Source organism: Claveliimonas bilis (assembly GCF_030296775.1).
GTDB classification, from domain to species: Bacteria; Bacillota; Clostridia; order Lachnospirales; family Lachnospiraceae; genus Claveliimonas; species Claveliimonas bilis.
Genome location: NZ_AP027742.1, coordinates 2,356,846 through 2,379,509 on the forward strand (window position 1 = coordinate 2,356,846; position 22,664 = coordinate 2,379,509).

Consider the following 22,664-nt stretch of genomic DNA (forward strand, 5'->3'; position numbering starts at 1 on the left):
TCCGTTTCTCTATGAAAATACGAACTGGTAACGCCTGGCCAGCTTTCTGATAATCAAAATATTTAACAGAACCCACACAACCAGAATCAGATAACTGTGCCATAACCTTGGCAACAGATCATAGCCGAAATTGTGCATATAATAGGTGGCATGATTCAAAGGAGAAATCCACCCAGTAATCACATTACTTTTATATTGCAATATATCCGGTATATTTAAAAGCCTGCCTACCATATCCGGATTCAGAAGAAGGCCATAAAGATTCAGGATGAATACACTTACAACGCCGCCAAACTTATTTTTCAGCAGATTAAAGATCATCATGAGCGTTGCTGCCAATAGGGTATATAAGGTCATCAAAAAGAAAATAGCGGCCGTACACTTATAAGGTTTTGACATTTCCATTATTTTCACTGAAGCAGGAAGCGCCACCTTCTCTCCCACACCAGAGTACCCTAAAAGAGCTCCTGTCTCGCTCCACATATTCCCCACGAACGAGAGGGGTGCACATAATATACAAAATACTATCAGTATAAAAAACATATAGATCAATGTTACAGCCACAATATACAGGATCTGGGCCCAGATCCAGGTACTTCGCCTGGCCCTGACCAGATAATAGGGTGTTGCTTCGTTGATAAAGGGCATGTCCATAAAGAAGAAAATCAAAAGAAAAGAAGCAAGCAGAATTGATTTTCCATCACTGAATGCCCATACAAAAGGTTCAAAAATCTGCATGATCGTTCCATAGGTCCGGGCAAACATAATAGCCTTGGCAGACATCATAACACAGAACACAAATGCCAGAATAAACGCCAAAACAATCTGGGGATTTTTCTTCCACCCCAGGAAATTCAATCTGGTCATTGAGCATACAAGACAAAATTCACTCATGTTTCCACCTTCTTTCCATCATAATAAGATATCCGGTTCCCGCTATCAAATTAGCAGCAAGCAAAATCACTATAACCTGACTTTCACTGGAAATTCTCAATAACATCCATTCTTCCGGATTCAAAATGGGATAATCTGAAAGATAGGCTTTCAATAAGGTGGATATGATATAATACAAAATAAAGGGAGAGGCATAGGCCATATAGCGATTATTAGAGCCAACGGAAATCACTCCCCCAAGCAAAGCATAAAAGGAGCTGTTTATACACAAAATTGCTGCCATCTTGCACAAATATATCAAACTATCTGTCTGGAAGGTCTGTATTTCCGCCTGCTTTGGCGGAAACAAGATGCCAAAAATAATAAGCAGCAGTAAGATCATGGCAAGAACTGTTAAAAATCCAACCAATACACAGCTAAGTATTTTACTGGTATAGTAACGCTTCTTTGTCGTTCTAAGGATACTATAATATAACACTCTGCTTTGCATATCTTCAATAAACATCCCACTTACTGCGAATGTACATACAATGGGCAATACATAAGCAATGGCTTCCGTTCGAAGCGCTATGCAGACCGCGGACAGGAAACGGATTTCTCCTTCCGGTATTATAGATTCTGCAATATTTTCCATCATCTCTCCCATGCCGAAAACAGCTGCTAAAGAACAAAGCACAATGCCCACATAAAACCCTGGTGAAGATAATCCACGTTTGATATCCATTCGATAGATTCCATTCATTCCTTACCCCCTCCTTTCAGGATTTAGTCCACTTCAATCCCGGGATCCGCATTCGGCTGAATGTATCCTCCATCAATGGCATTTAATACGATGGTTTCTGTGCCCCATTTACGGATCTCCCCAGCCGAAGTTAAGCCTGTCCTTTCTAAATCGAAAACCCACACAGAAACCAACCATACTCTTTCAGGTTCTTCAATGCATTAATGTTGGCCGCACGAATCCGAATAATTAAAACATTATATATGCGATAACGTATAATTAATTGCAAAAAGGCCAGCAACTCCACTCAATATCTGCAATAAATAAATCGCATTTTCCTGTTGAAACCAAGGGATTTTTCACCTCTTCCATACGTCTGCTTATGAAAACGAGAGTTAATTATCAAGGAAGTTCACATCAATATAAATGCGTCTTATGTAATGATTTTGAAATATATTTATCGCGTAAAAACAGATATTTTATAAGTTATTTCTGTAGTCAGAATGTGTGGCGCCATATGAAGGAAAACAGGGAAAAAAATATTTCCTACTCTTTTATAAAAGAACATAAATATGTACTGTCCTGCTATACCAGAGGTTATTGAATTAAATATCAAAAGGCTATTCACTTGCATATAGGGACGCCCAATATTCAAGAGAATATGCATACTCCCCCACAATGCTCCACTAATAACAGCTCCCAGATGCTTATTATATAATCTCATAAGCTTTGGCCCTAAATAAGCTCTGTAAATAAATTCTTCTACAAAGAAAAACATACAAAAATATATAATCATATTAAAAATGTAATCACAAATTGAAACTTCTGAAGAAGAAAACTGCGGATAATTCATAAAGAAAGAAATTCCAACTATAAGCACAAATAATACTATCGTTATTTTCAAACCTTTCGTACAAATTCCTAACGAAGTTAGATCATGCCGATTTCTAAAAATAATAGCCCCAACATAAACTGCAGAAATTGCTATGCCTAAAAAACTAGTTAAGTAAAATTGATTCTTCTTATCAAAATGAACACTTACTCCCATCATTACCAGTGTGTATAATATATAAAAAATAATAAAAAGATTTTTTCTTAAACCTGAAAATAAGGAACTATTATTTGGAAAACGGTTTTTCATCTTCTCCTCCTTCAAAAATAGGTGTGCTAACCAAAGTAGAACACCCATATAATTGATTATTCCGAGGCTCTTTGAGCCACCTGTCCGGACTTTGAGAGCTGCCATTCCGGAGAATGAAAGCCATATATTCCGGTAAGTCAGAGCCACATTAGGCTCTATTACATAGATTTCCTTTATACTGTAAGAACAACATCAGTAGATATGAATACAGTTAAAGGAGGTCACCACTATGACCAAATATCGAGAAATCCTTCGCCTGAAAAGCTTAGGATTCAGTGAACGGAACATCGCACATAGTTGCGGTGTGTCCCGTAACACAGTTACTGTTCGCCGGACGCCCATCCTTCGCTACTTTGTGCAAATGTCAACCACTTTTTTACATTGTTAGGTAAGATGTTTTTTACACCGTATGGTAAGGAGTTTTTTACATCCCTTAGTAAGCAGATTTTTACATCGTAAGGTAAGCACTTTTTTACTTTACCCGGTAAGCAGTTTTTTACATCCCTGTTTCTCCCTTTGGGTAAAGGTCAGGGTGCTTCAGCCGGTACGATTCCCCGCGGAAAGAGTAACACTTGGCATGGTGCAGGATCCGATCCAGCATTGCAGTGGTAAGTACCGGATCCCCCATCATCTCAGCCCAGTCAACGATCTCTTTGTTGGTGGTAAAGATGATAGAACTGGTTTCATAGGTATCACTGATAAATGTGAAAAATCTGTTTGCCTGTCCGCGGCTGATCGGTGTGTAGCCGATCTCATCAATTATGACAAGCTGTGCTTTCTTGATATTTTTGAGCCGGAATCCGGCTGCACGCTCTGTCTCTGCGGTATCAAGGATCTTGATCAGACTGGTCATCTTCTCAAAACATACAGTATAGCCGCTGTTGACAGCCTGCAGACCAAGGCCACAGGCAACCATGGTCTTGCCGAGGCCCGGAGGCCCCGCAAAGACAAGGTTTCCGCAGTTGTCCAGCCAGGACAGTTCTTTCAAAACGGAGAGCTGTGCGTGGGTGATACCTGACTCCAGCTCTTCCGGATCAAACTCTTCCAGCGGCCGGATATTTGGTGGAAAATGCGCCGCGGAATAGTTACGCTTCCGACGCCGTTCATTCCGCCCTTTGACTTCGGTCTCAAGAACGGCCAGAAGAAATTCCCTGCAGGAGGAGTCCTGCAGATCCGCAGTTTCCAGAAGATCCGGAAGCATGCGCGCCGCGTGCTTTAAGGTAAATGTTTCGAGCAACGCTGTGAGCCGCTGTACAGGGATATGGCCGGTATCCATACTTTTTAAGATTTCACGGTTCATCGAGCAGCAGCCTCCTTCCTTTCTGTGCGTTCCTGAAAGGCTTTTGCATAAACAGAAAGATCCGTGTAGCTGACACTGCCGGATGGAACCTGGGCACGGCAGTCGTCTGTGGTCAGTTCCCGGCCGGCTTTTGCAAGACTGTAAACAACTTTAAACTGTGAGAACTGATACCGGTATTTCTGGCAGCATTCCTTCATCACCTGCGCTACCAGGGATTTATCCGGATTCTCAGAATCAAGGAACTGTTCAATTGCCCGAAGCTGTTTGGAGATATGCCGTGGATTTTCCTTTTTCACACCATTGATGAAGTGCTGGAAGTCATAGCAGTTCCATTTCCCACGGAGACGCTCCATGATCTCGATCCAGTCTCCGGAGTCCTGTTTCCGGTGTTCCGGGAGCTGATTAACACTTCCCTTCCTCTCGCTGAGATTATGGGAACAGATATAGTTCAGCTGGTCATCATAAATGTGGATCTTCCCACTGACAACTTTGAACTGTACCGTTTTGAAAGCATAATCACGTGGAACCGAATACCTGCATGATTTATACAGGACGTAAGGTATTGCCGCGATTTCATAAGTGCGGAATGTATTCGGAGATGTTTCATACACGGATGGAAGAAGAGGCCGCATGGCTGACCTTTCAATGCTGTCGTAGACTGCTTTTGGGACCCGTAAGGTAGAACGGTGGATCCGCTGGTTCTTGCGTTCCAGCCATCCGGGCAGGGAACGCCATACATCATCGATACAGGTGACCTTCCGCGCACTGAAGAAGTTTTTCTTCACGAACCCGACAGAGTTTTCGATAGGTCCCTTGCTTTCCGGATCCGCTTTATTACACACCCAGAGCCGGATATCCTGTTCAGTACAGAAATCTTCAAAGGTCCTGGTCTTGATGACTTCACCATAGGTTTCACTGGCGACAAACACGGCGTCCTGGTCAATGACCAGTTCTTTAGGACGCCCTCCAAGCCTGCAGAAACTACGGTAGATCGCCTTACAGGCCTCTTCCGAGTTATACTTGTGATCCTGTGCATAGACGCATAAAAAACGGCTATAACGCAGCAAAAGGCACATGAAATGGATATGCGTTGTTTTTGAGAGAGTCTCCTCACCGAAGTCAATCAGCATCTGTTCTCCGGGCGGGGTGTCAAAAACATAATCATAGATACGGCGGTGCTCAGGCTCCCTGTTGATCTGTCCGGAATCCTCAAGATAATGGATGTAGTTCCGGAGCGTCTGTTGGTTCCCGGGAAGTTTCTCATAGTCTCCGTTTTCGATGAATTTTTCTTCCAGAACATCGTAAACTGATGACATACAGAACGTTTTTCCGCTGTTTGTTTCAAGGATCCTGATAATCGTACTGCGGAAAGGTTCCGCATCAAAGGTTTTCGGTTTTGCGAGCTTAGCGCCGGGATCATCCGGGAGCACATCCATGTCATAATACTTGCTGATTGTGGGCCGGCTGGGAGGCTTGCGTCCCTGCGCTTCATAGTATCTGATAATATCAGCTTTTGTGTAACCTTGCAGTTTTAAATCCTGTATTTCCTGCATTTTTGTTTTTGTCAGCATAAAGGTCTCCTCTCTTGTGTACTGCTTACAGTATACAAAATCGGATGAACTGCTGACTCCTCCTGTGATAAAACTCGCCGCAGAGGATGTAAAAAAGTTCTTACCGGACGGTGTAAAGAACTTCTTACCAACTCATGTAAAAAACTCCTTACCGCGTCATGTAAAAAACTCCTTACCCTGTGGCTGTAAAATCACCTTACCACGCACAACTTTGACTGGAGTCTCATCGGCCTGCAGCACATGGAAGCGGTACATCCTGTTATGAAGGTAATCATAAAGTGCCCCCAGATACCGGTCGGCACACTGGATCACCCAGTTGGCCATCACCTGCCGGGAGATGTGGAGTACTCTTAATTGAATGAATTGCATGAGACCCGGATGTGGATAACTTCCACTGTATCTGCGAGGGCGAACCGGAAAAGATTTTTAAATTTCTCTGTTTTGCACAACGTATCACAGGAGATTGCTGGGCTGCACTTCCTGGATCGGATGTCTGGATACGATCTCCAGCCCCTGCATCAGCGCCCGGTATTGTTCCGGCGTGATCTCCAGAGCCTCTTCTTTTGTACGGGACCAGCTGAAGCCGCCCTGTTTTAGCCTTTTGTAAACCTTCCGGAATCCGGATGGAAAACGGATGATGCATCTGGTAACACAGCAGGAAGTTTGATCTCAGCGAAAGATACGGACTGCTGAACAGTAGATAACTGTCCCGTCTCTATAACTGCGGACAGAGACGGATTTTGAGATGCTTCATAAGCTTCCCAGCGCAGGATGCGCTGCCAGTAAAAGAACTGTTTTCCAGAGATTCCGTTTGCCCGGCAGCAGGCGGTCTTTGGCATCCCGCTGTTCATACATTCATTCAGGATCTTGGTCCAGTGCTCTGCACGGACCTGATGTGTGATTTTATCTATGGCACTAACTCCTTTAAAAAACTTGTAGTTTTCTGGAGTTATTATCTCATGAGACAAGGAAACTAGCACGGTACTAGTGATTTACCATATACAAACAAATTACTACATAATAATGAATTAAACATATTATTGCTTTTCAGGCAAAGAAAACAATATGTTTTCTTTGCCTGAAATTAATTAATTAAACATTCTAATATTACAACAAAAATATACTTTTAGCGCAGAAATAGAAAAATCATGCTGTAATATTTCTGTCAATATTAGACTTCATGTTTTCACGTAAACTTTCTTTTGCAAGAGCCCACGGATATCCTCCCGGACCACAATAACAATCGCAATTGATATCACATACGCAATTCTTATACTGCTCTAATGTATTACGATTTTCTTGAATTCTTTTATTTAGTTTCTTCATTTCATATTCCTCCTATTTTTATAATGAATGCCTTATTATAAATAACATTATTCAAACTTCTTTAACTCTACTCCTCCTTTCCAAGAATAATTTTATGATTGAATAATGTCATATATAGAAACAGTACATTATCCTTCTCCCTGCTTGATCGATACAAATCCTCCATCAATTGCATTTAATACGACGTTTTCTGTGCCCCATTTAAGAACCTCCCCATCTGAAGTTAATCCTGTCTTTTCTAAATTGAAAACCCACACAGGAACCAACCATACTTTTTCAGGTTCTTCAAATGCATTAATGTTGGCCGCACGAATCTGTATATTTGTAACATTATATATACATTTTGTACCAGTATCCTTCAGCTCATCTCCATCGTCAGAAAGAGCGGAATACAGCAGGTGATCTGCCAGTTTTTCCTTTATTTCATCAAAAGAAAGTAGCTTTGTGTTATTTGCAACTGTATCTATTTTCTTTGACATATTTGTCCAAGCAAATTTTTGAACACCATCTTTCGTGATAATGATTTGAATTTTTTCGGAAGAAAATTGTGGGGCGTATACTGTTTCTGGAATTCCTTCTAGTATTTCAGGTGACCGCTGACTATATCCCATCAAGTCTCCCAATGTACGATAAAAATAAATTGAAAATCCAACCTCATTAAAGGGATTATCTTCGTCCCATAATACCCATGTTTCTGTATTCCTATTTCCGATTGCTTTGACACAGCTGCCTACTTCAAACCCTTTTATTGATATTTTATCGAGTAAAGCCTTCGCTTCATTCAAAGCCTCCTCTTCAGATAGAGATGGTATCTCTTCCATATGTTCTTTTAATGATTTTAGCCAAGCATCATTTTTATTATTGCTATCTAAATTTCCATGAATCAAAGGCATCAGATATTCTTCATCAATAAACGTACCCTGGGAATACAGAAAATTGGTTGTGCTTCCTAATTTATCGCTATAGCTTATCGCACGGATTAAGGGGTTCTTTTCATTTTCTTTATCTATTTTGGCTGTGAAACCTAGTTTTTCGTCTGTATCATAATAATAATCACTTACTCCATCATAGAAATCTCTTTCTGTCTGTACCGGCTCCATAAGAACAGGCTTTATAGAATTCTTTGTTCCCGCTTTTTCTGGAGCTTCATCAATAAGTTGATCCATTTTACTAAGTTGATCCTGCCAATATTGAGTTGATCCTAATCCACCAGATAACGAAGCCCAAGTCCCCTCATAATTTTCCATTCTCGCTTTTTCCGATTCTAATTCATCTTTTGTCATCTTAGGATATTCATACAATGGATTCCCATCTGAAAAATAATCGCATAATTTCTCCAACAATTCATTGGTCAATACTGATTGTTCATAAACATCTACAGGTGTATTGTATATTTCTGGTATCTGTGGAGAATAATCTGCTTCTAAAGTAACAAAACCATCGCTTCTTTCAATCTTTTCGTGCCAATGATCAGGAATCTGCAGATCTTTTGGTACATCGTCATCTTTTTCCAGAATGCTTTCTTTCGGAATCCCCTCTGATCGGTCAACAACAATTTCTTCTTGTGGCGTTTTAGCACATGCCATTAATCCAGAACTTAAACATAGCAAACAAACCAAAATATATGTTTTGTTCTTCATTAGAAATCACCCCCTTCTATTCTTGTAATAATAATATCATATCTTTGCATATTGATTCTATTTCATGTTTACTATAATTGTGTATTACCTGGTTACAGACGGTTAATTTCATGCTATTTCGATACACATGTATCCAGCAACAATCAGTAGTATCTACTATATTTGGAAATGTTAAAAGTATATTTGAATTTAATAATAAAAGATCAACATTACGATGAAATGAAATATTTATTTGTTGTTCGAAGTTTTGTTTATTATAATTTATAATTCTAAAATCATCGCTTGAAGAATTATTGTCTGTAATACATACACATTCATAACCAAATATTTTAGTAAGACAATTTAAAACATTAGAAAATATTGAAATATCATCTGATTCTATTAAAATAATTGGTGGATTGATAATTTTTTTTGGAAGCAGTGCTTCAGACAGTACATTAATCTGGCGATCATTACAGGTTTCTCCTTGGGCAAGAAACTGATTTATTAGGTTTCTTGAACATGAAAAACTACTTTCTTCGCATAACGCATCAACTTTATTTAACAAATTTGCCAAAACACGAGGAGCTGAAAAGCTATTTCCTATATTTGAATCCAAAACTGTCCCACAATCCACATGAAGATCATTATCTGGAATAGCATAGATTTTTTGACAACAAAAATGTTCTACAGGTAATGCTATAGTTCCGATCACTTCTTGAAACGCTGCCGGCATAGTAATAAGATTAGCATTACTGCTTGCAGCTATTATAGTAATTCCACTGTCATACATTTTTTTAATCAAAGGATATATTTCTTTTTGTTTTGATAATATCGTTGTGCCAATGCTCAAACATAATACATCAATTTGATTAGAAAAAAGAAATTCTAATGCAATTATGAAATCGTTAATATCTAATTGATTTTTATTCATAATATCAACATGTATTAAAACGTGGTTCTTAGGATTTCTTAAGTTATCGTTCAAAATCTTGCAGCATAATGTACTATGAGTAGAATTAACTATATCGTTTGTTTGGCATACCGTTTTTACTTGACATTTCGTTATTTTATACTTATGTATCTGAGAAAAATCAAGCATTACATTATTATCTAAAGAATCGTCAATTATTCCTATTTTCATTAATGCCAATCGCCTCTATTTCTGCCGCCAAATTGTTAACAGTAAATATTGGGCTATCATTCGTTTCTAAAATTCTGCAAATATTAATTCCATATTTAGTTTCAAGCGTATTAATTAAATATAAGAAATCAACGGTATCTATTCCAAACTTTTGATCAAGCAAATTATCATTTAAATCTGAAATAGTAATATCAAAAAGAGCACTAATTTCCTCTAACAACATTTTTTTAGCAATATCTTTTGTCATATATATACCCCCTGTATATTTTTTACAAATGATCTAAATTATCTCAGGATTTTCATTTAAAAGGGAAGTTAATTCATCTATGAATGTTTCAATCCCTTTTTTATCGTCTGGAAGTAAGACAATATTGCTGTTCACAATTTCTGTTGGCAAATTTTCTTTACAAAACTTGTTAGAATAGAAATTATATTCTACTTTTTCTTCCTCGGTATTTACATTATAAGTTTGATTACAGATATAGAATTTAATAATATCCACGCCCAATCGTAACTTACACAACTTTTTCATTTCATCAAAATATTTATCCGTATAGTATTTACTATAATGTATACAGAGAACACCATAATCACTTATTATTGCATTAGATAAAACATATGAAATTTCTCCAAAATAATTGTGTTCATAATCATTTAATGTCATTATCCCACTAGGGCAACTAATCAGTATTATGTCAGGAAGTTTTTGCTCAGCTAAGTCACAAATAAAACTATTGGCTCGTTTAACTTTTAGAGGCAGAGATATATCATCCGCATATAAAAAATCAGGTAATACGTCACAATTAAATAACCTTGCAAGTGGATTCCCAGAAATTACTAAAACGCTATATCCTTTATCCTCTAAAACTTTTTTTACTGATAATATCAAAGAAAACTTATCACAATTTTCACCATCTCCTAATATAGAGATAACTGGGCATGTCACTTTTCGTAATTTTTTTGACGAAGTACAAATTCTATTGTTATAGCTATTTAGAATTGTTGTCTCAGCATCTTTAAATACTTCAACTCCCAGCCATTTATAGATAAAGCTGCTAGTGTATATTGGTATATTTTTTCGAATGGCTTCATTAATTCGATTAATATATGCTTTTTTGCCCATTTTTTGCACATTATCACATAAAATCAAGACATCGCAATCCATAAGGGCTTTTTCGGAATCATTTGTGTAAATGCTATTTTTTTGAACTTCTATTTCATTTTCTTTATATGTAACTATAAAACTTATTTCATATTTTTTTAATTCCTTGGAGTGTTCATAGATTACATTCGACTCATAATTTGCAGGGAACAATACAATTTTTCTCTTACTATTCTCACTCATCATGATCCTCCTCGTGAAAATGATATCCATTTTCTATCAAAACACATAATTCTTTTAAATTATACAAAGTATCATTTATACTCGTTTTACAACTCTTGAGTTTCCGCAAACTGCATTAAAAAGATAGATATGTCTTCCTAAAGTACCAATCTGCTGTTTTTTGAGAAATTTAGAATGGCAGCACCGAGAATAGAGGCACTTTTATAAGCCCCGTCGGAACCGGGCTTGGGGAGATATATTCTTTTATCTATTCAAACGGTCAGCTTAAGGCAGAGTTGACGGTTCACTGGACGTTTTGTCCTGTACCAGAGCCGGATGCCCTCTTTTGCATATGACAGTATGCCGAAGATGCCTTTTGCCAACCGATAATAGCAGAAACTGACTTTCTCCTTGATTGGATTAGCTTCCTGTATGATTGAAACTTTCAGGGGGTTTGTATCAGGACTTAATTCTTCCTGCGCTAAAAATGCCATGGCTAAAGTAATATAAAAGTTAAGCGCATTAATGGCTTCCAGTTTCCTTACACGGAAGTTTTCAAACTGATAGGTCTGCTTTTTACAACGAAAATATTCCTCGATCCGCCATCTGGAAAAGTAGGTTCTGGCAATGCGGATCACATCATCCTTTGAACGGATCTCTTTGTTTGTAGCCAGCATCATGGGATGTTCCGTGATCCCATAGACCAGGACCAGATAGATATCCTTCCGGGAGGCAGTGATATGAACTTTTACGTGGGAAAGATATGCGGTATGTCTTTTTCCTTTATAGAAAACATCCGCTTTTACTTTTCCTTTCCTCCGGTTCCGCAGTTCCGTTGCCTTTGTCCATTTATTGTGATAAAGAAGTTTCCGGTTGGATTTCAGACGGATCACGTAATTCTGCTTCAGATGGTCGAGGACGAGAAATATCTTATTGTCATCATAACCGCGGTCCATAACAAAGGTGGCCTTCCCAAAAAGAGCAGCTGCCTGTTTGATCGCATCAAACGTGATGGTGTTTACAGATTTATAGTCCTTCTCAGCAGAAGAATGGATCATGGAAAAAACACTGACAGGATGCTTGCTGGCAGTCAGGGCACAGGCCTCTGTTACATGGTATCCTTTTTTATAAACACTTTTCGTCTGTGTGCTTTCAGAACCATCGCGAATGATACCAAGAGCTTCAAACTGTTTTCCATCTGGTTTTACGATATCACTTTCATCAATGAGGACCACTGGTTCAGAGGGAACGCGTCTCTTTACGGTATGGAGATAAGAAGCAGCCGCAGAAGCCGGCGTTCCTTCTGAAAGATGATTGGAAAGCCGTTTTACAGTATTGGCTTTCTGTACTGTTTCATGAAGCTGGTCGGAAATATCAGTGAGCAGGCAGCTTCTGGATGCCAGAATGCCATAAACCATATCTGCTGTGAACTTTCGGTCTGGTTTCGAAAGTCTGCGGGAGATTTTATTAGTAAAAGTCAAAATTTTTCTTTTCAAACGATAAGTAGTTGATGTAGAATTAGCCATAAGGAATCCCCTTTCTTTTTTGTTTAGTAAAGTTTTTGTTTGGTAGCTTAATTTTACATCAAAAAGGAACAGGATTCCTTATATTTTGGACATTTTTTGAAAGTTGTGGATAACAAAACGCAGCATATTTGTCTTAGGGGATAATTCTGCGGAAACTCAAGTACAACTACATAACTTTCCTTCGCATGTTAATTTATTATTTGTAGGCTCAACTTGTCCTACACACATTCTACATAAACGTAAATTCCAACATTCCAAACATTCTTTTTCTGTCAATTGACCGATGTTCAAAATATAACGCATTTTATTATAATCAAATCCCTTTTCAACACTTCCTATCTTCATTCCTTGAACATTTTCACTAACTCTTTCGCATGGATAAAAATCTCCTGAAGTGTCTACAAACAACCTTCTTACCCCAGGGATGCATGGACCACCGTGATGCATTGCTTCCAGTTCTATATAATGTTGATGAGTCTCTTTATAAAAAAGTTCTATTGCTCTATGATCTGTAATATATAAGGGGTGTATATATTTCCGATCAATTTTTCCCAATAAGTATAGCAATACCTTTAAGTGTTCATATCTGTGTGGAATCCAAAATGAATCATTTACTTTAAGTAATCCATTATTTGATACACCTGTTTCATTTAACATACTTAATCTGACTTGAATAGGATTGAATAACTTTGAATTAGCGAAATAGTCTAAAACATTTTTTAAATCCGCTTTTGGATTGATGACGGTATTATATCTTACAGTAGAAAAAAATTCTTCGTCATACTTTTTTATTTTGTTTAAATTTCGAACGATTACATCAAAAGAACCTTGCCCATTTCTAAATTTACGATTTACATCGTGTTCTTCTTTTTTGCCGTCTAAACTGATTGTAACTGCAAATTTATGTTTTGCTAAAAAGCTAATAACCTCTTCTGATAATAAAGTTCCGTTAGTAGTTATAAAAAAACTCAATTCTTTATCCTGAACTTTTCCCTCGGCATACTCTACGCATTTTTTGATGAGCGGAAACTCTAATAATGGCTCTCCTCCGTAAAAAGCAATAATTAATTTATCTGAATCTATAGAATGTTCAAAATAAAAATCTATTGCTTCCCGTGCTATCTCCCAAGACATTCTTTTGTCTGAATGTCCTCTATTATAATAATTACCCGAATATGTACAATAGAAGCATCTTAAGTTGCATTGCTGCGTCACTTGTAATATTAGTTCTTTTAATTGCTTGTTTGCATAATATTCAATATCATCGGAAGAGGGGTGAATTATTTTTTTTGTAATCTTCTTCTGCAATAATCCTTTTTGTAAATATTTGTCTAATTCCCTGCAATTATTTGGAATTTTCCCATCTCGTTCGACATTTTTTAAGATTTTGTATTCCTCAGGATTTACGCAAACTACTGAATTTGTGTGTCGATCATAGAAATAATACTTTTTTAATGTTGAAAAACATTTTATTACAATTTCTCCCATAGACACCTTCTCCCTTCTTTATATAGATACTTTTATAATTGTTTCCATCCTTAACATATTCAACTTCTTCTAATTAATTTATTGACTATTTCTTTTGGATTTTATGACATTTAATCTCATATATTTTGTCTAAATTTTCTAGATTTTCTGCTTTATGGGTAACAATTATCACAGTTTTATTATTACATTTTTGAAAAATATAATTGTGAATAAAACTGTCATATATCCGATCTATATTTGAAGTGGCTTCATCCATTATAATAATTTTTGCATCTTTGACTATTGCTCGTATGAAGGCAACTTTTTGACGCTCCCCGCCGGATAAATTTCCTCCGTTTCTATCAAGTATCGTATTCAATCCTTGTGGCAAACTTTGAATAAACTTTTCTAACTTTAATTCTTCTATTATTTGCCAGAGTTGACTATCAGTCATTTTTTTCCTAAAAGAATATTATTTCGCAAAGTATCTCTGAATAAATATATGTCTTGACTTATAACACTAAATAATTGACGATAACAATTAAGTTTTACTTCTCCAATATCAACGCCATCTATTAAAATTTGTCCCTTTTGTGGATGATAAAATTGTAATAGAAGTTGAATTAAGGTTGATTTACCTGAACCATTATCTCCTATAAGGGCTATTCTTTCACCTTTCTTAATTGTTAATGAAATATCATTTAAAACAGGATGATTTTTATCATAATAAAAACTAACATTATTAAAAATGATTTCTTTATCAAAATTTTTTATTTCACGATATCCGCTTAATGTTTGCTCGTTTTCCAGTTTTTTTAATTTTTGCAACCTTTTGATAGATGGTTTTATTTGTGCAAGCAAGAATTTCAAATTAAAAATCAAAGCTATAGGACCAATTACATAAGAACTGTATGTAATAAATGCAGTTAAACTACCTACGGTCATTTCGTTGATACAAACAAAATAACCTCCTACGCCATAAAGGAATCCAGTGATAATCCATTGCAACAAAGTATCTCCTGCCAAATTAAATGAATTTAAGAGATTACCTTCTTTGAGAAACTTGAGATTATATTTTTGATATTTTATCAATTCTTTTTTCTTTATTTTAAATAAATTCCATAATTTAATTTCAGCAATTCCATTTAATGTATCATCAAACCATCCGGAAAAATCGGAATAATATTTTAAAATACATTCTGTGTTTTGCTCTCTTTTATTTGAAAAAAAAGTAATTAAACAAAATTTTATTGGTACTGCAAGAAGAACAAAGATAGCAAGTTTCCAATTAATTACAAATAATCCAGCAACTCCACTCAATATCTGCAATAAATAGCTTACTGTATTTATCAAGCCACTATTAAATAACGAACTAATATTGTCTATATCTGATGTAATTCTGTTAATAATTTCAGAAGAATTATTATTTTTAAAATAAGCCACTTTAAGATTCAATAAATAGCTAAAATATTTGTAATACAGCCTTAATACAATCCAATTTTGTATATTTACATAAACCGAAGTTTGTAAAATACTAATCCCAGATTCTATAATAGATAATCCAACTAGTATAATAGAACATACTATTACGACACTAAAAGTTTTTCCTACTAATCCAGTATCAACAATTTTCTGAATAACTAATGGACGGCCAAATGCAATAATTACTGTGATTACATAACAAAAAAATATCTCTATAATCCATCTCTTTTTCATATGATACGCCTTACACGATTTTTATTACGATTGTTGTTGAGTAATCCACTTATAACCTTGTCATCTATGCGATAATTTATTTTTAATATATTATATAATATCAAGTCATTATTTTCAATATATTTTTAACATATTAAATTATATACTAATAATAAATTAAATCAATTGAATTTTACACATTATATTCAAATTTAAATTAATATTAAAGGAAATATCGAAATTTAATTTACTGCTTTAGATTGCTAAGGTTTTCAGCACAAAATTATTAAAGATTACGGAAATAAAGCAATAAGATGTTATTATTGATTATTCAATATTTTTATATTATTAAATAGTGAAATATAAATAATAATGTGTTATTATAATAATATATAACGGTTGCAAAGGAGGATAAAAATGATTAAGTTAACACGAAGGCAGGAAGATATCATGAAAATATTGTGGGAATCGGACAAACCATTAATTGCATCAGAAATCGAAAAAAAGCAGGATGATCTTAATATTAATACTGTCCAGGCTACGCTCCGAGCTCTTATGAAGAAAAATGCCATTGAAGTTGCAGACATTGTTTATAGTGGAACTGTATTGTCCAGAAGCTATAGGCCAATTATAAGTCGGGATCAGGTTATCACAGAATATGATCAGGTAGTTAGTAAGGTATTAAATGATAAGAACCTGATTGCACATTATGTGGATGAAATTAACGATCTGGCTGCTATTACAGAATTAGAAAAAATAATCAAAGAAAAAAGGAAAAAATTGGAGAAATAATATATGCGCTTAGTTTCTTTTGGATCCCTTTTGATATGTTTTTTGTCAATTATTGTTCTGACTATATATATGTATTTAACTTTAAACAGGGCAAAAGGCATTTTGATCTGTTACCTAAAACCTATATTTGTTTTGTCAGCCATTATTATGCTTCGAATGCTGATACCTGTTAATTTTCCATTTACCTATTCCTTTCGCGGAGCAAAAATCATGAATGCTGTAGGGAATATTGTATACATTAAAATAACCGAAACTGTAAATATTTTTGATATAATGCTGGGCATTTGGTTCATAGGAGCAGTCATCCAGATTATTCGTTATATACTAAAAAGAAAAAAAGTATATACCTATATTACCCCCTATATCCTGTCAGCAGAAGAAGTAAAAGAATCTGAATATTATTATTTGTTAAATACATATAAACAAAGCAAAATGCAAGTAGCTTGTGTACCAGAAAATGTTAGTCCTTCTATCTTTGGTATCTTTCATCCAATTATTATTTTTCCACAAAATATTGTTTCTTCAAAGGACTTACATTTTATTTTATCACATGAAATACAACATTATCGTAACTTTGATTTACATTTAAAAGTTATACTTGATTTATTAGTTGCAGTGCATTGGTGGAATCCTTTTGTATATATGCTAAGAAAGAAATATAATAGTGCAATAGAATTTTCAAATGACTATATGGTATCCAGGCAATTAAATGAAACTGAAAAAATAGAATATGCAGAATCACTTCTGAATATTGCAAAGATACCATTTTCAGACAAATCCTTCGACCTTTCATTAGTTGAGAACGCTAATTTTAAAAAAAGAATCTCTCTGCTTGTAGAAAATGCTAATGTTGCTAACAGCAGGAAAATGGTCACCTTGATTTTAAATATTATGTTTATTTCAATAATAATGTTTATTTCTTTGTTTTTTGTTCCAGAGGCAGATTACAGTAAAGAAGCAGAGGAAGTTTTTAAAGAAGCAGGCGCATTCAGTATTACTCCAGATAACGCTTATATAGTAACTGCCATTGATGGTTATAAATTATATATGAATGGAGAATTTATCGGTACAATGACCAGTATACCGGAGGATTTAAAGGAGGTTCCAATTTATGAAGAGAAAACTATTAATCAAAAGTCTGGTGACTAATTTGCTGGTATTAACAATGCTTTTTCCTTGTTATACAGCATATGCGCAACAACCGATTACTAATCCAATCTCAAAAGAAGAATCACAAATAGGAAAGGCAAATAGATATGTGTGGAAGTATAAAGAGATTAACGGAAAGATTTATAAAAGATTATATGACCTTACTGAAAACAGATGGATTGGTGACTGGATCTTAGTATAATCAAATATTATATCAATCTCTCAAATGTGCGTTGTCTTTATAAATAGTTAGCTCCTTTCAAATAAAAAATCAGGAGCTAACAGGGTCACAACCTATAATAAGAGACAGGCCTCCTTTTATGCAAGCATAAGGAGTCCTGCCTCTTCTTTTATCCGCACAGCTTACTTCTGTACAATATTTATAATTCTTCCCGGCACATAGATTTCCTTTACAATGGTTCCGGTCAGTTTGTCTTTGACAGCTTCTTTTCCTTTCTCCAGGGCTTCTTCTTTAGAAATCTCTGCAGGAAGTGATACGACTGCTCTTGTTTTTCCATTGATCTGGACAGCGATCTCAATCTCATCGTCCTTCATTGCTTCTTTATCGTAAGACGGCCATCCTGCATGGAATACAGTCTCTTCATGCCCCAGCTCTTCCCACATTTCCTCTGCCATATGAGGTGCAAACGGAGCAAGGAGCACAGCCAGAGCTTCCAATGTCTCTTTGTCTATGCCGCCGGCTTTCTTCGCGATCTCTGTCAGCTTGTTTGTATGTTCCATAAATGCGGAAATAACTGTATTGAGGCTGAAGCTCTCCAGACGAGTTGTAACATCATAAATCAGTTTATGACGTTCTTTTACCATATCCTTTGACGCCTCGATCTCTTTCTCCTTGCTGTCCTGAAGGAGGTTCCATACTTTCTTCAGGAAACGATATACTCCGTCGATTCCTCTGTCATCCCACTCGGCATCCAGTTCCGGCGGACCTACAAACAGCTCATACATTCTAAGAGAATCGCATCCGTAATCTCTTACCAGATCATCCGGAGATACGACATTTCCTTTGGATTTGCTCATCTTGATACCATTCTTTCCGGTGATCATTCCCTGATTGAACAGCTTTGTAAACGGCTCGTCAAAATCGATCACTCCGATATCACACAGGAATTTTGTGTAAAATCTGGAATAGAGCAGATGGAGCACCGCATGCTCTACTCCGCCGATATACATATCTACCGGAAGCAGCGCATCTGCCTTCTCCCTTGATACAAGCTCCTCGCTGTTGTGATTATCCACATAGCGCAGGAAATACCAGGAAGATCCTGCCCACTGCGGCATGGTATTTGTCTCTCTCTTAGCTGGTTTTCCACATACCGGACACTTGCAGTTTACCCATTCCTCGATACCTGCAAGCGGAGATTCTCCTGTACCTGTAGGCTCATAGGACTCCACATCCGGCAGACGGAGCGGCAGCTCCTCTTCCGGTACCGGCACAGCGCCGCAGTCCGGACAGTGTACGATCGGGATCGGTTCTCCCCAGTAACGCTGACGGGAAAATACCCAGTCACGCAGCTTGTAATTTACCGTAGCTCGTCCGATTCCTTTTTTCTCTATAATATGCGGGCCTTCCTTTTTCAGCACAGAAGATTCCATTCCGTTCCACTCTCCGGAATTGATCATGATTCCTGATGCCTCGGTATATGCCTCTGTCATATTTTCTATTTCTTTGCCGTCTTTGGAAATAACCTGAACGATCGGGATTCCGAATTTGGTAGCAAATTCAAAGTCGCGGTCATCATGGGCAGGTACGCACATGATCGCTCCTGTACCATAATCCGCCAGTACATAATCGGACAGCCAGATCGGTGTCTTCTCTCCGTTCAGCGGGTTGATGGCATAACTTCCTGTAAAAACGCCTGTCTTCTCCTTATCCTGCAGACGATCCACGTTTGACTTCATGGATGCCTCATAAATATACTGGTCAACCGCCTCTTTATATTCCGGTGTAGCGAGCTCTGCCGCCAGCTTATGTTCCGGAGCAAGTACCATGAAAGTAGCGCCGTACAGCGTATCCGGTCTTGTGGTGTAGACTGTGATCTTATCGTCCCGTCCTTCTACCGGGAAATCCACTTCCGCTCCGTAGGATTTACCGATCCAGTCAGACTGCATCTTTTTCACTTTCTCCGGCCAGTCAAGCTTGTCCAGATCATTTAAAAGACGCTCTGCATAAGCGGTGATCTTCAGCATCCACTGACGGAGGTTTTTCTTCGTCACTTCCGTACCGCATCTTTCACATTTTCCGTTTACAACCTCTTCATTTGCAAGACCTGTCTTACAGGACGGACACCAGTTGATCGGAAATTCTTTTTCATATGCCAGACCCTCTTTGAACATTTTCACAAAGATCCACTGTGTCCATTTATAAAATTCCGGGTCCGTTGTATTGACTTCCATATCCCAGTCATACAACGCTGCGATCTGGTTGATCTGCTCTTTGATGTGCTTTACATTTTCTGCAGTAGATTTTGCCGGATGTACTCCCATCTTGATCGCATAGTTTTCTGCCGGAAGTCCGAACGCATCCCATCCCATGGGATGAATAATATAATATCCCTGCAATAATTTGTATCTGCTCCACACATCAGAAATAACATATCCTCTCCAGTGTCCTACGTGGAGGCCATTTCCTGATGGATACGGAAACATATCCAGGCAGTAATATTTCTCGCGCTCTTTGCCAGTCTTATCTACTTTGACGTTAACTGGATTTTTCTCCCAGTTTTCCCGCCATTTTTTCTCAATCGCCTTATGATTATAAGGTACAGCCATTATTCATTCCTCCTAAATCATGCATACGCGTAAATACTCTTCCTTGATAAATGCATATACAGCCAAGAGTATACACTATCTTTTAATTTTACCATACGAGTTTTTCCTGTCAAGTTTTCCCCGGCAATTATCTTTAATAATATGTAAGAAAATTTCCCGGTTTTGCTGGACAAACCCCGCTTCTTTCTATTATGATATATAAGCATGGCCATTTTAGAGGAAGCGCATATTTCCTGCCAAAATGACCGATTATAGAATCCAACACAACAGGAAAGAGAGGTTTGAACATGTTTGCACAAATCATCAACACTTTGAGCGATCTTTTGTACAGCTACATTCTGATTGTCCTGCTTCTTGGTACAGGGATCTACTTTACTTTCAAGACACGTTTCGTACAATTTCGCATGCTGGGTGAGTCTATCCGCGTCGTAATGGAACCCAAAAATGACGAAAACGGTCTTTCTTCTTTTCAGGCTCTGATGGTATCCACCGCTTCCAGAGTAGGAACGGGAAACATTGCCGGTATTTCTACGGCCATATGCCTTGGCGGCGCCGGAGCTGTCTTCTGGATGTGGGTAACTGCTCTTCTCGGCAGTGCCTCTGCGTTTATTGAGAGTACTCTGGCACAGATCTACAAAAGAAAAGCTCAAGACGGAACCTGCTATGGCGGGCCTGCCTACTATATCCAGGCAGTTCTGAAAAAACGATGGCTGGGAGCCTTGTTTGCTGTCTTTTTGATCATGACCTACATGGTTGGTTTCAATCTTGTAGCATCTTTCAACATCACTGACTCCTTCCGTACTTACAGTTTTTTTAATGAATCCACGACTCCGATGGTAGTTGGAGGTATTCTTGCAGTTATTTTCTGCCTGTGTGTATTTGGCGGAAGTACACAGATTTCCAAAATCACCGGAATCCTTGTTCCTTTTATGGGTATTTTTTATCTTGCTGTAGCGCTGTTTATCGTTGTAACACATTTTAATCTTATACCGCAGATGTTTGCAGATATTTTCTCCAATGCTTTTGACTTAAAGGCTATCTTTGGAGGCTTTACAGGATCCTGCATCATGCAGGGTATCAAAAGAGGACTTTTCTCCAATGAAGCCGGTGTCGGTTCCGCTCCTAACGCCGCTGCAAGCGCATCCGTATCCCACCCTGTAAAACAGGGACTTGTCCAGATGCTTTCTGTATTCATTGACACAATCCTGATCTGCTCCGCAACGGCATTTATGCTTCTTTGCTCTGGGGTAGCTCCCAGTGATGAACTCAAAGGTATGCCCTGGGTCCAGACTGCGGCAGCGGAATCTCTTGGATCCTTTGGTACTGTTTTCATCACGGTAGCCCTGTTCCTTTTTGCCTTTACAACTCTGATCGGAAATTACTTTTATGCAGAAATGGGCCTTGGTTATCTCTGTGATAAAAAACCGGGCAAAAAACTTCTGACTGTTTTCCGTCTGTTTGCAGCAGTTGTAGTATTTGGCGGATCCTTAATGGAATTTAGCGTAGCATGGAGTACAGCAGACGTAATCATGGGCTTTCTGGCACTGATCAACCTGCCTGTCATCATCCTGCTGGGCGGACCTGCCGTACATTGTCTGCAGGATTATATCAAACAGAAAAAAGCCGGCAAAAATCCGGTCTTCAAAGCTGCAGATATTGCCCTGAAAGACAAGACAGACTTCTGGAATTAAGTATTGTTTCTCTCATTAAATTCATGTATAATAAATGTTAAGAAAATACGTATGTCAAATACATAAAAAAGGAGTGTTTCCCATGGTAAATTTATTGACAGGGCCGAAAGGCAGCGGTAAGACACAGCAGATGATCGATCTTGCAAATCAACAGGCAAAGGCATGCAGCGGGAATGTAGTTTTTATCAAAAACAGTCATCGTGATACAAGCAGCGTAGCATTTGATATTCGGGTTGTATGTATGGACGACTATGATGCGATCACAAATATTGATGAATATATCGGTTTCCTGTACGGAATGTACAGTGCTAATCACGATGTAGAGTGTATCTTTATCGATGGAATTTTGAAACGCGACCACATCAAATCAGAGGACATGCCAAAATTCGTAGAACGTCTGGAAAAGATTTCCGCACAATGCGACATTGATTTTTACGTCAGCATCAGCGCCGGAAAGGATGATCTCACAGGAATCAATCTTTCAGAGACCTGTAAGGTATTAAATTAAAAAGTT

Annotated in this window: 23 protein-coding genes; 5 read left to right on the plus strand and 18 right to left on the minus strand. The window is 37.5% G+C overall.

Going from position 1 to position 22,664, the window contains the following annotated elements; genetic code table 11:
- Nucleotides 1-9: 9 nt before the first annotated feature.
- The 17 genes from R2J37_RS11460 to R2J37_RS11540 all read right to left on the minus strand — a co-directional run bounded on the left by R2J37_RS11460 (nt 10) and on the right by R2J37_RS11540 (nt 15,749).
- On the minus strand, nt 10-894 hold the full coding sequence (locus R2J37_RS11460) for a hypothetical protein (protein ID WP_230105558.1): 885 nt from the start codon (nt 892-894) through the stop codon (nt 10-12).
- Nucleotides 887-1,636, minus strand: coding sequence for a hypothetical protein (locus R2J37_RS11465; RefSeq protein ID WP_230105557.1), 750 nt, complete (start codon nt 1,634-1,636; stop codon nt 887-889). Before R2J37_RS11465 ends, R2J37_RS11460 begins: the two co-directional genes overlap by 8 nt.
- Before the next feature lie 436 nt (nt 1,637-2,072).
- The gene (locus R2J37_RS11470; RefSeq protein WP_230105556.1) at nt 2,073-2,756 is read right to left on the minus strand and encodes a CPBP family intramembrane glutamic endopeptidase; all 684 of its coding nucleotides are present in this window, start codon (nt 2,754-2,756) and stop codon (nt 2,073-2,075) included.
- Between the two features lie 496 nt (nt 2,757-3,252).
- The gene (istB, locus tag R2J37_RS11480; protein WP_316265078.1) at nt 3,253-4,056 is read right to left on the minus strand and encodes an IS21-like element helper ATPase IstB; all 804 of its coding nucleotides are present in this window, start codon (nt 4,054-4,056) and stop codon (nt 3,253-3,255) included.
- The gene (locus tag R2J37_RS11485; RefSeq protein WP_316264354.1) at nt 4,053-5,627 is read right to left on the minus strand and encodes a Mu transposase domain-containing protein; all 1,575 of its coding nucleotides are present in this window, start codon (nt 5,625-5,627) and stop codon (nt 4,053-4,055) included. Before R2J37_RS11485 ends, istB begins: the two co-directional genes overlap by 4 nt.
- A gap of 156 nt (nt 5,628-5,783) precedes the next feature.
- The gene (locus R2J37_RS15220; protein ID WP_416386656.1) at nt 5,784-5,996 is read right to left on the minus strand and encodes an IS66 family transposase; all 213 of its coding nucleotides are present in this window, start codon (nt 5,994-5,996) and stop codon (nt 5,784-5,786) included.
- Between the two features lie 84 nt (nt 5,997-6,080).
- A complete protein-coding gene (gene tnpB / locus R2J37_RS15295; protein ID WP_416387400.1) occupies nt 6,081-6,266 on the minus strand; it encodes an IS66 family insertion sequence element accessory protein TnpB in 186 nt (61 codons plus the stop codon).
- The gene (locus tag R2J37_RS11495; RefSeq protein WP_230105553.1) at nt 6,221-6,478 is read right to left on the minus strand and encodes an IS66 family insertion sequence element accessory protein TnpB; all 258 of its coding nucleotides are present in this window, start codon (nt 6,476-6,478) and stop codon (nt 6,221-6,223) included. The genes tnpB and R2J37_RS11495 overlap by 46 nt, the downstream gene beginning before the upstream one ends.
- A gap of 295 nt (nt 6,479-6,773) precedes the next feature.
- Nucleotides 6,774-6,953, minus strand: a complete 180-nt coding sequence (locus tag R2J37_RS11500) for a CLI_3235 family bacteriocin precursor (RefSeq protein WP_230105552.1) — start codon at nt 6,951-6,953, stop codon at nt 6,774-6,776.
- Nucleotides 6,954-7,081: 128 nt separating this feature from the next.
- Nucleotides 7,082-8,593 carry a DUF6034 family protein gene (locus R2J37_RS11505; RefSeq protein WP_316265081.1) on the minus strand — a complete coding sequence of 504 codons (1,512 nt, stop codon included), beginning with the start codon at nt 8,591-8,593 and terminating at the stop codon, nt 7,082-7,084.
- A 16-nt stretch (nt 8,594-8,609) separates the two neighbouring features.
- Complete coding sequence (locus R2J37_RS11510; RefSeq protein ID WP_230105550.1) at nt 8,610-9,716, minus strand: S8/S53 family peptidase; 1,107 nt, start codon at nt 9,714-9,716, stop codon at nt 8,610-8,612.
- Nucleotides 9,697-9,963, minus strand: coding sequence for a hypothetical protein (locus tag R2J37_RS11515; RefSeq protein WP_230105549.1), 267 nt, complete (start codon nt 9,961-9,963; stop codon nt 9,697-9,699). Before R2J37_RS11515 ends, R2J37_RS11510 begins: the two co-directional genes overlap by 20 nt.
- 33 nt (nt 9,964-9,996) lie before the next feature.
- The gene (locus R2J37_RS11520; RefSeq protein ID WP_316265084.1) at nt 9,997-11,064 is read right to left on the minus strand and encodes a TIGR04066 family peptide maturation system protein; all 1,068 of its coding nucleotides are present in this window, start codon (nt 11,062-11,064) and stop codon (nt 9,997-9,999) included.
- Between the two features lie 248 nt (nt 11,065-11,312).
- Nucleotides 11,313-12,566 carry a transposase gene (locus R2J37_RS11525; RefSeq protein ID WP_316264445.1) on the minus strand — a complete coding sequence of 418 codons (1,254 nt, stop codon included), beginning with the start codon at nt 12,564-12,566 and terminating at the stop codon, nt 11,313-11,315.
- 156 nt (nt 12,567-12,722) lie between these two features.
- On the minus strand, nt 12,723-14,054 hold the full coding sequence (gene ccpM, locus R2J37_RS11530) for a Cys-rich peptide radical SAM maturase CcpM (protein WP_316265086.1): 1,332 nt from the start codon (nt 14,052-14,054) through the stop codon (nt 12,723-12,725).
- Nucleotides 14,055-14,139: 85 nt separating this feature from the next.
- Nucleotides 14,140-14,487 (minus strand): ATP-binding cassette domain-containing protein, encoded by a 348-nt coding sequence (locus tag R2J37_RS11535; protein ID WP_316265088.1) that lies wholly within the window; start codon nt 14,485-14,487, stop codon nt 14,140-14,142.
- Nucleotides 14,484-15,749 (minus strand): ABC transporter ATP-binding protein, encoded by a 1,266-nt coding sequence (locus tag R2J37_RS11540; protein WP_316265090.1) that lies wholly within the window; start codon nt 15,747-15,749, stop codon nt 14,484-14,486. Before R2J37_RS11540 ends, R2J37_RS11535 begins: the two co-directional genes overlap by 4 nt.
- Nucleotides 15,750-16,145: 396 nt before the next feature.
- Between R2J37_RS11540 and R2J37_RS11545 the strand changes: the two genes are divergently transcribed.
- The 3 genes from R2J37_RS11545 (at nt 16,146) to R2J37_RS11555 (ending at nt 17,871) form a co-directional block, all read left to right on the plus strand.
- Complete coding sequence (locus R2J37_RS11545; RefSeq protein ID WP_230105545.1) at nt 16,146-16,520, plus strand: BlaI/MecI/CopY family transcriptional regulator; 375 nt, start codon at nt 16,146-16,148, stop codon at nt 16,518-16,520.
- A 210-nt stretch (nt 16,521-16,730) separates the two neighbouring features.
- Nucleotides 16,731-17,669, plus strand: a complete 939-nt coding sequence (locus R2J37_RS11550; RefSeq protein ID WP_230105544.1) for a M56 family metallopeptidase — start codon at nt 16,731-16,733, stop codon at nt 17,667-17,669.
- Complete coding sequence (locus R2J37_RS11555) at nt 17,632-17,871, plus strand: hypothetical protein (RefSeq protein WP_230105543.1); 240 nt, start codon at nt 17,632-17,634, stop codon at nt 17,869-17,871. Before R2J37_RS11550 ends, R2J37_RS11555 begins: the two co-directional genes overlap by 38 nt.
- A gap of 161 nt (nt 17,872-18,032) precedes the next feature.
- Here R2J37_RS11555 and leuS read toward each other — a convergent pair whose 3' ends face one another.
- On the minus strand, nt 18,033-20,459 hold the full coding sequence (gene leuS, locus R2J37_RS11560) for a leucine--tRNA ligase (protein ID WP_256195582.1): 2,427 nt from the start codon (nt 20,457-20,459) through the stop codon (nt 18,033-18,035).
- Between the two features lie 287 nt (nt 20,460-20,746).
- Between leuS and R2J37_RS11565 the strand changes: the two genes are divergently transcribed.
- Both R2J37_RS11565 and R2J37_RS11570 read left to right on the plus strand, forming a co-directional pair.
- Nucleotides 20,747-22,150: an alanine/glycine:cation symporter family protein gene (locus R2J37_RS11565; RefSeq protein ID WP_316265094.1), complete on the plus strand. Its 1,404-nt coding sequence runs from the start codon at nt 20,747-20,749 to the stop codon at nt 22,148-22,150.
- Nucleotides 22,151-22,232: 82 nt separating this feature from the next.
- Nucleotides 22,233-22,658 (plus strand): P-loop NTPase family protein, encoded by a 426-nt coding sequence (locus tag R2J37_RS11570; protein ID WP_230105540.1) that lies wholly within the window; start codon nt 22,233-22,235, stop codon nt 22,656-22,658.
- Nucleotides 22,659-22,664: the final 6 nt, after the last annotated feature.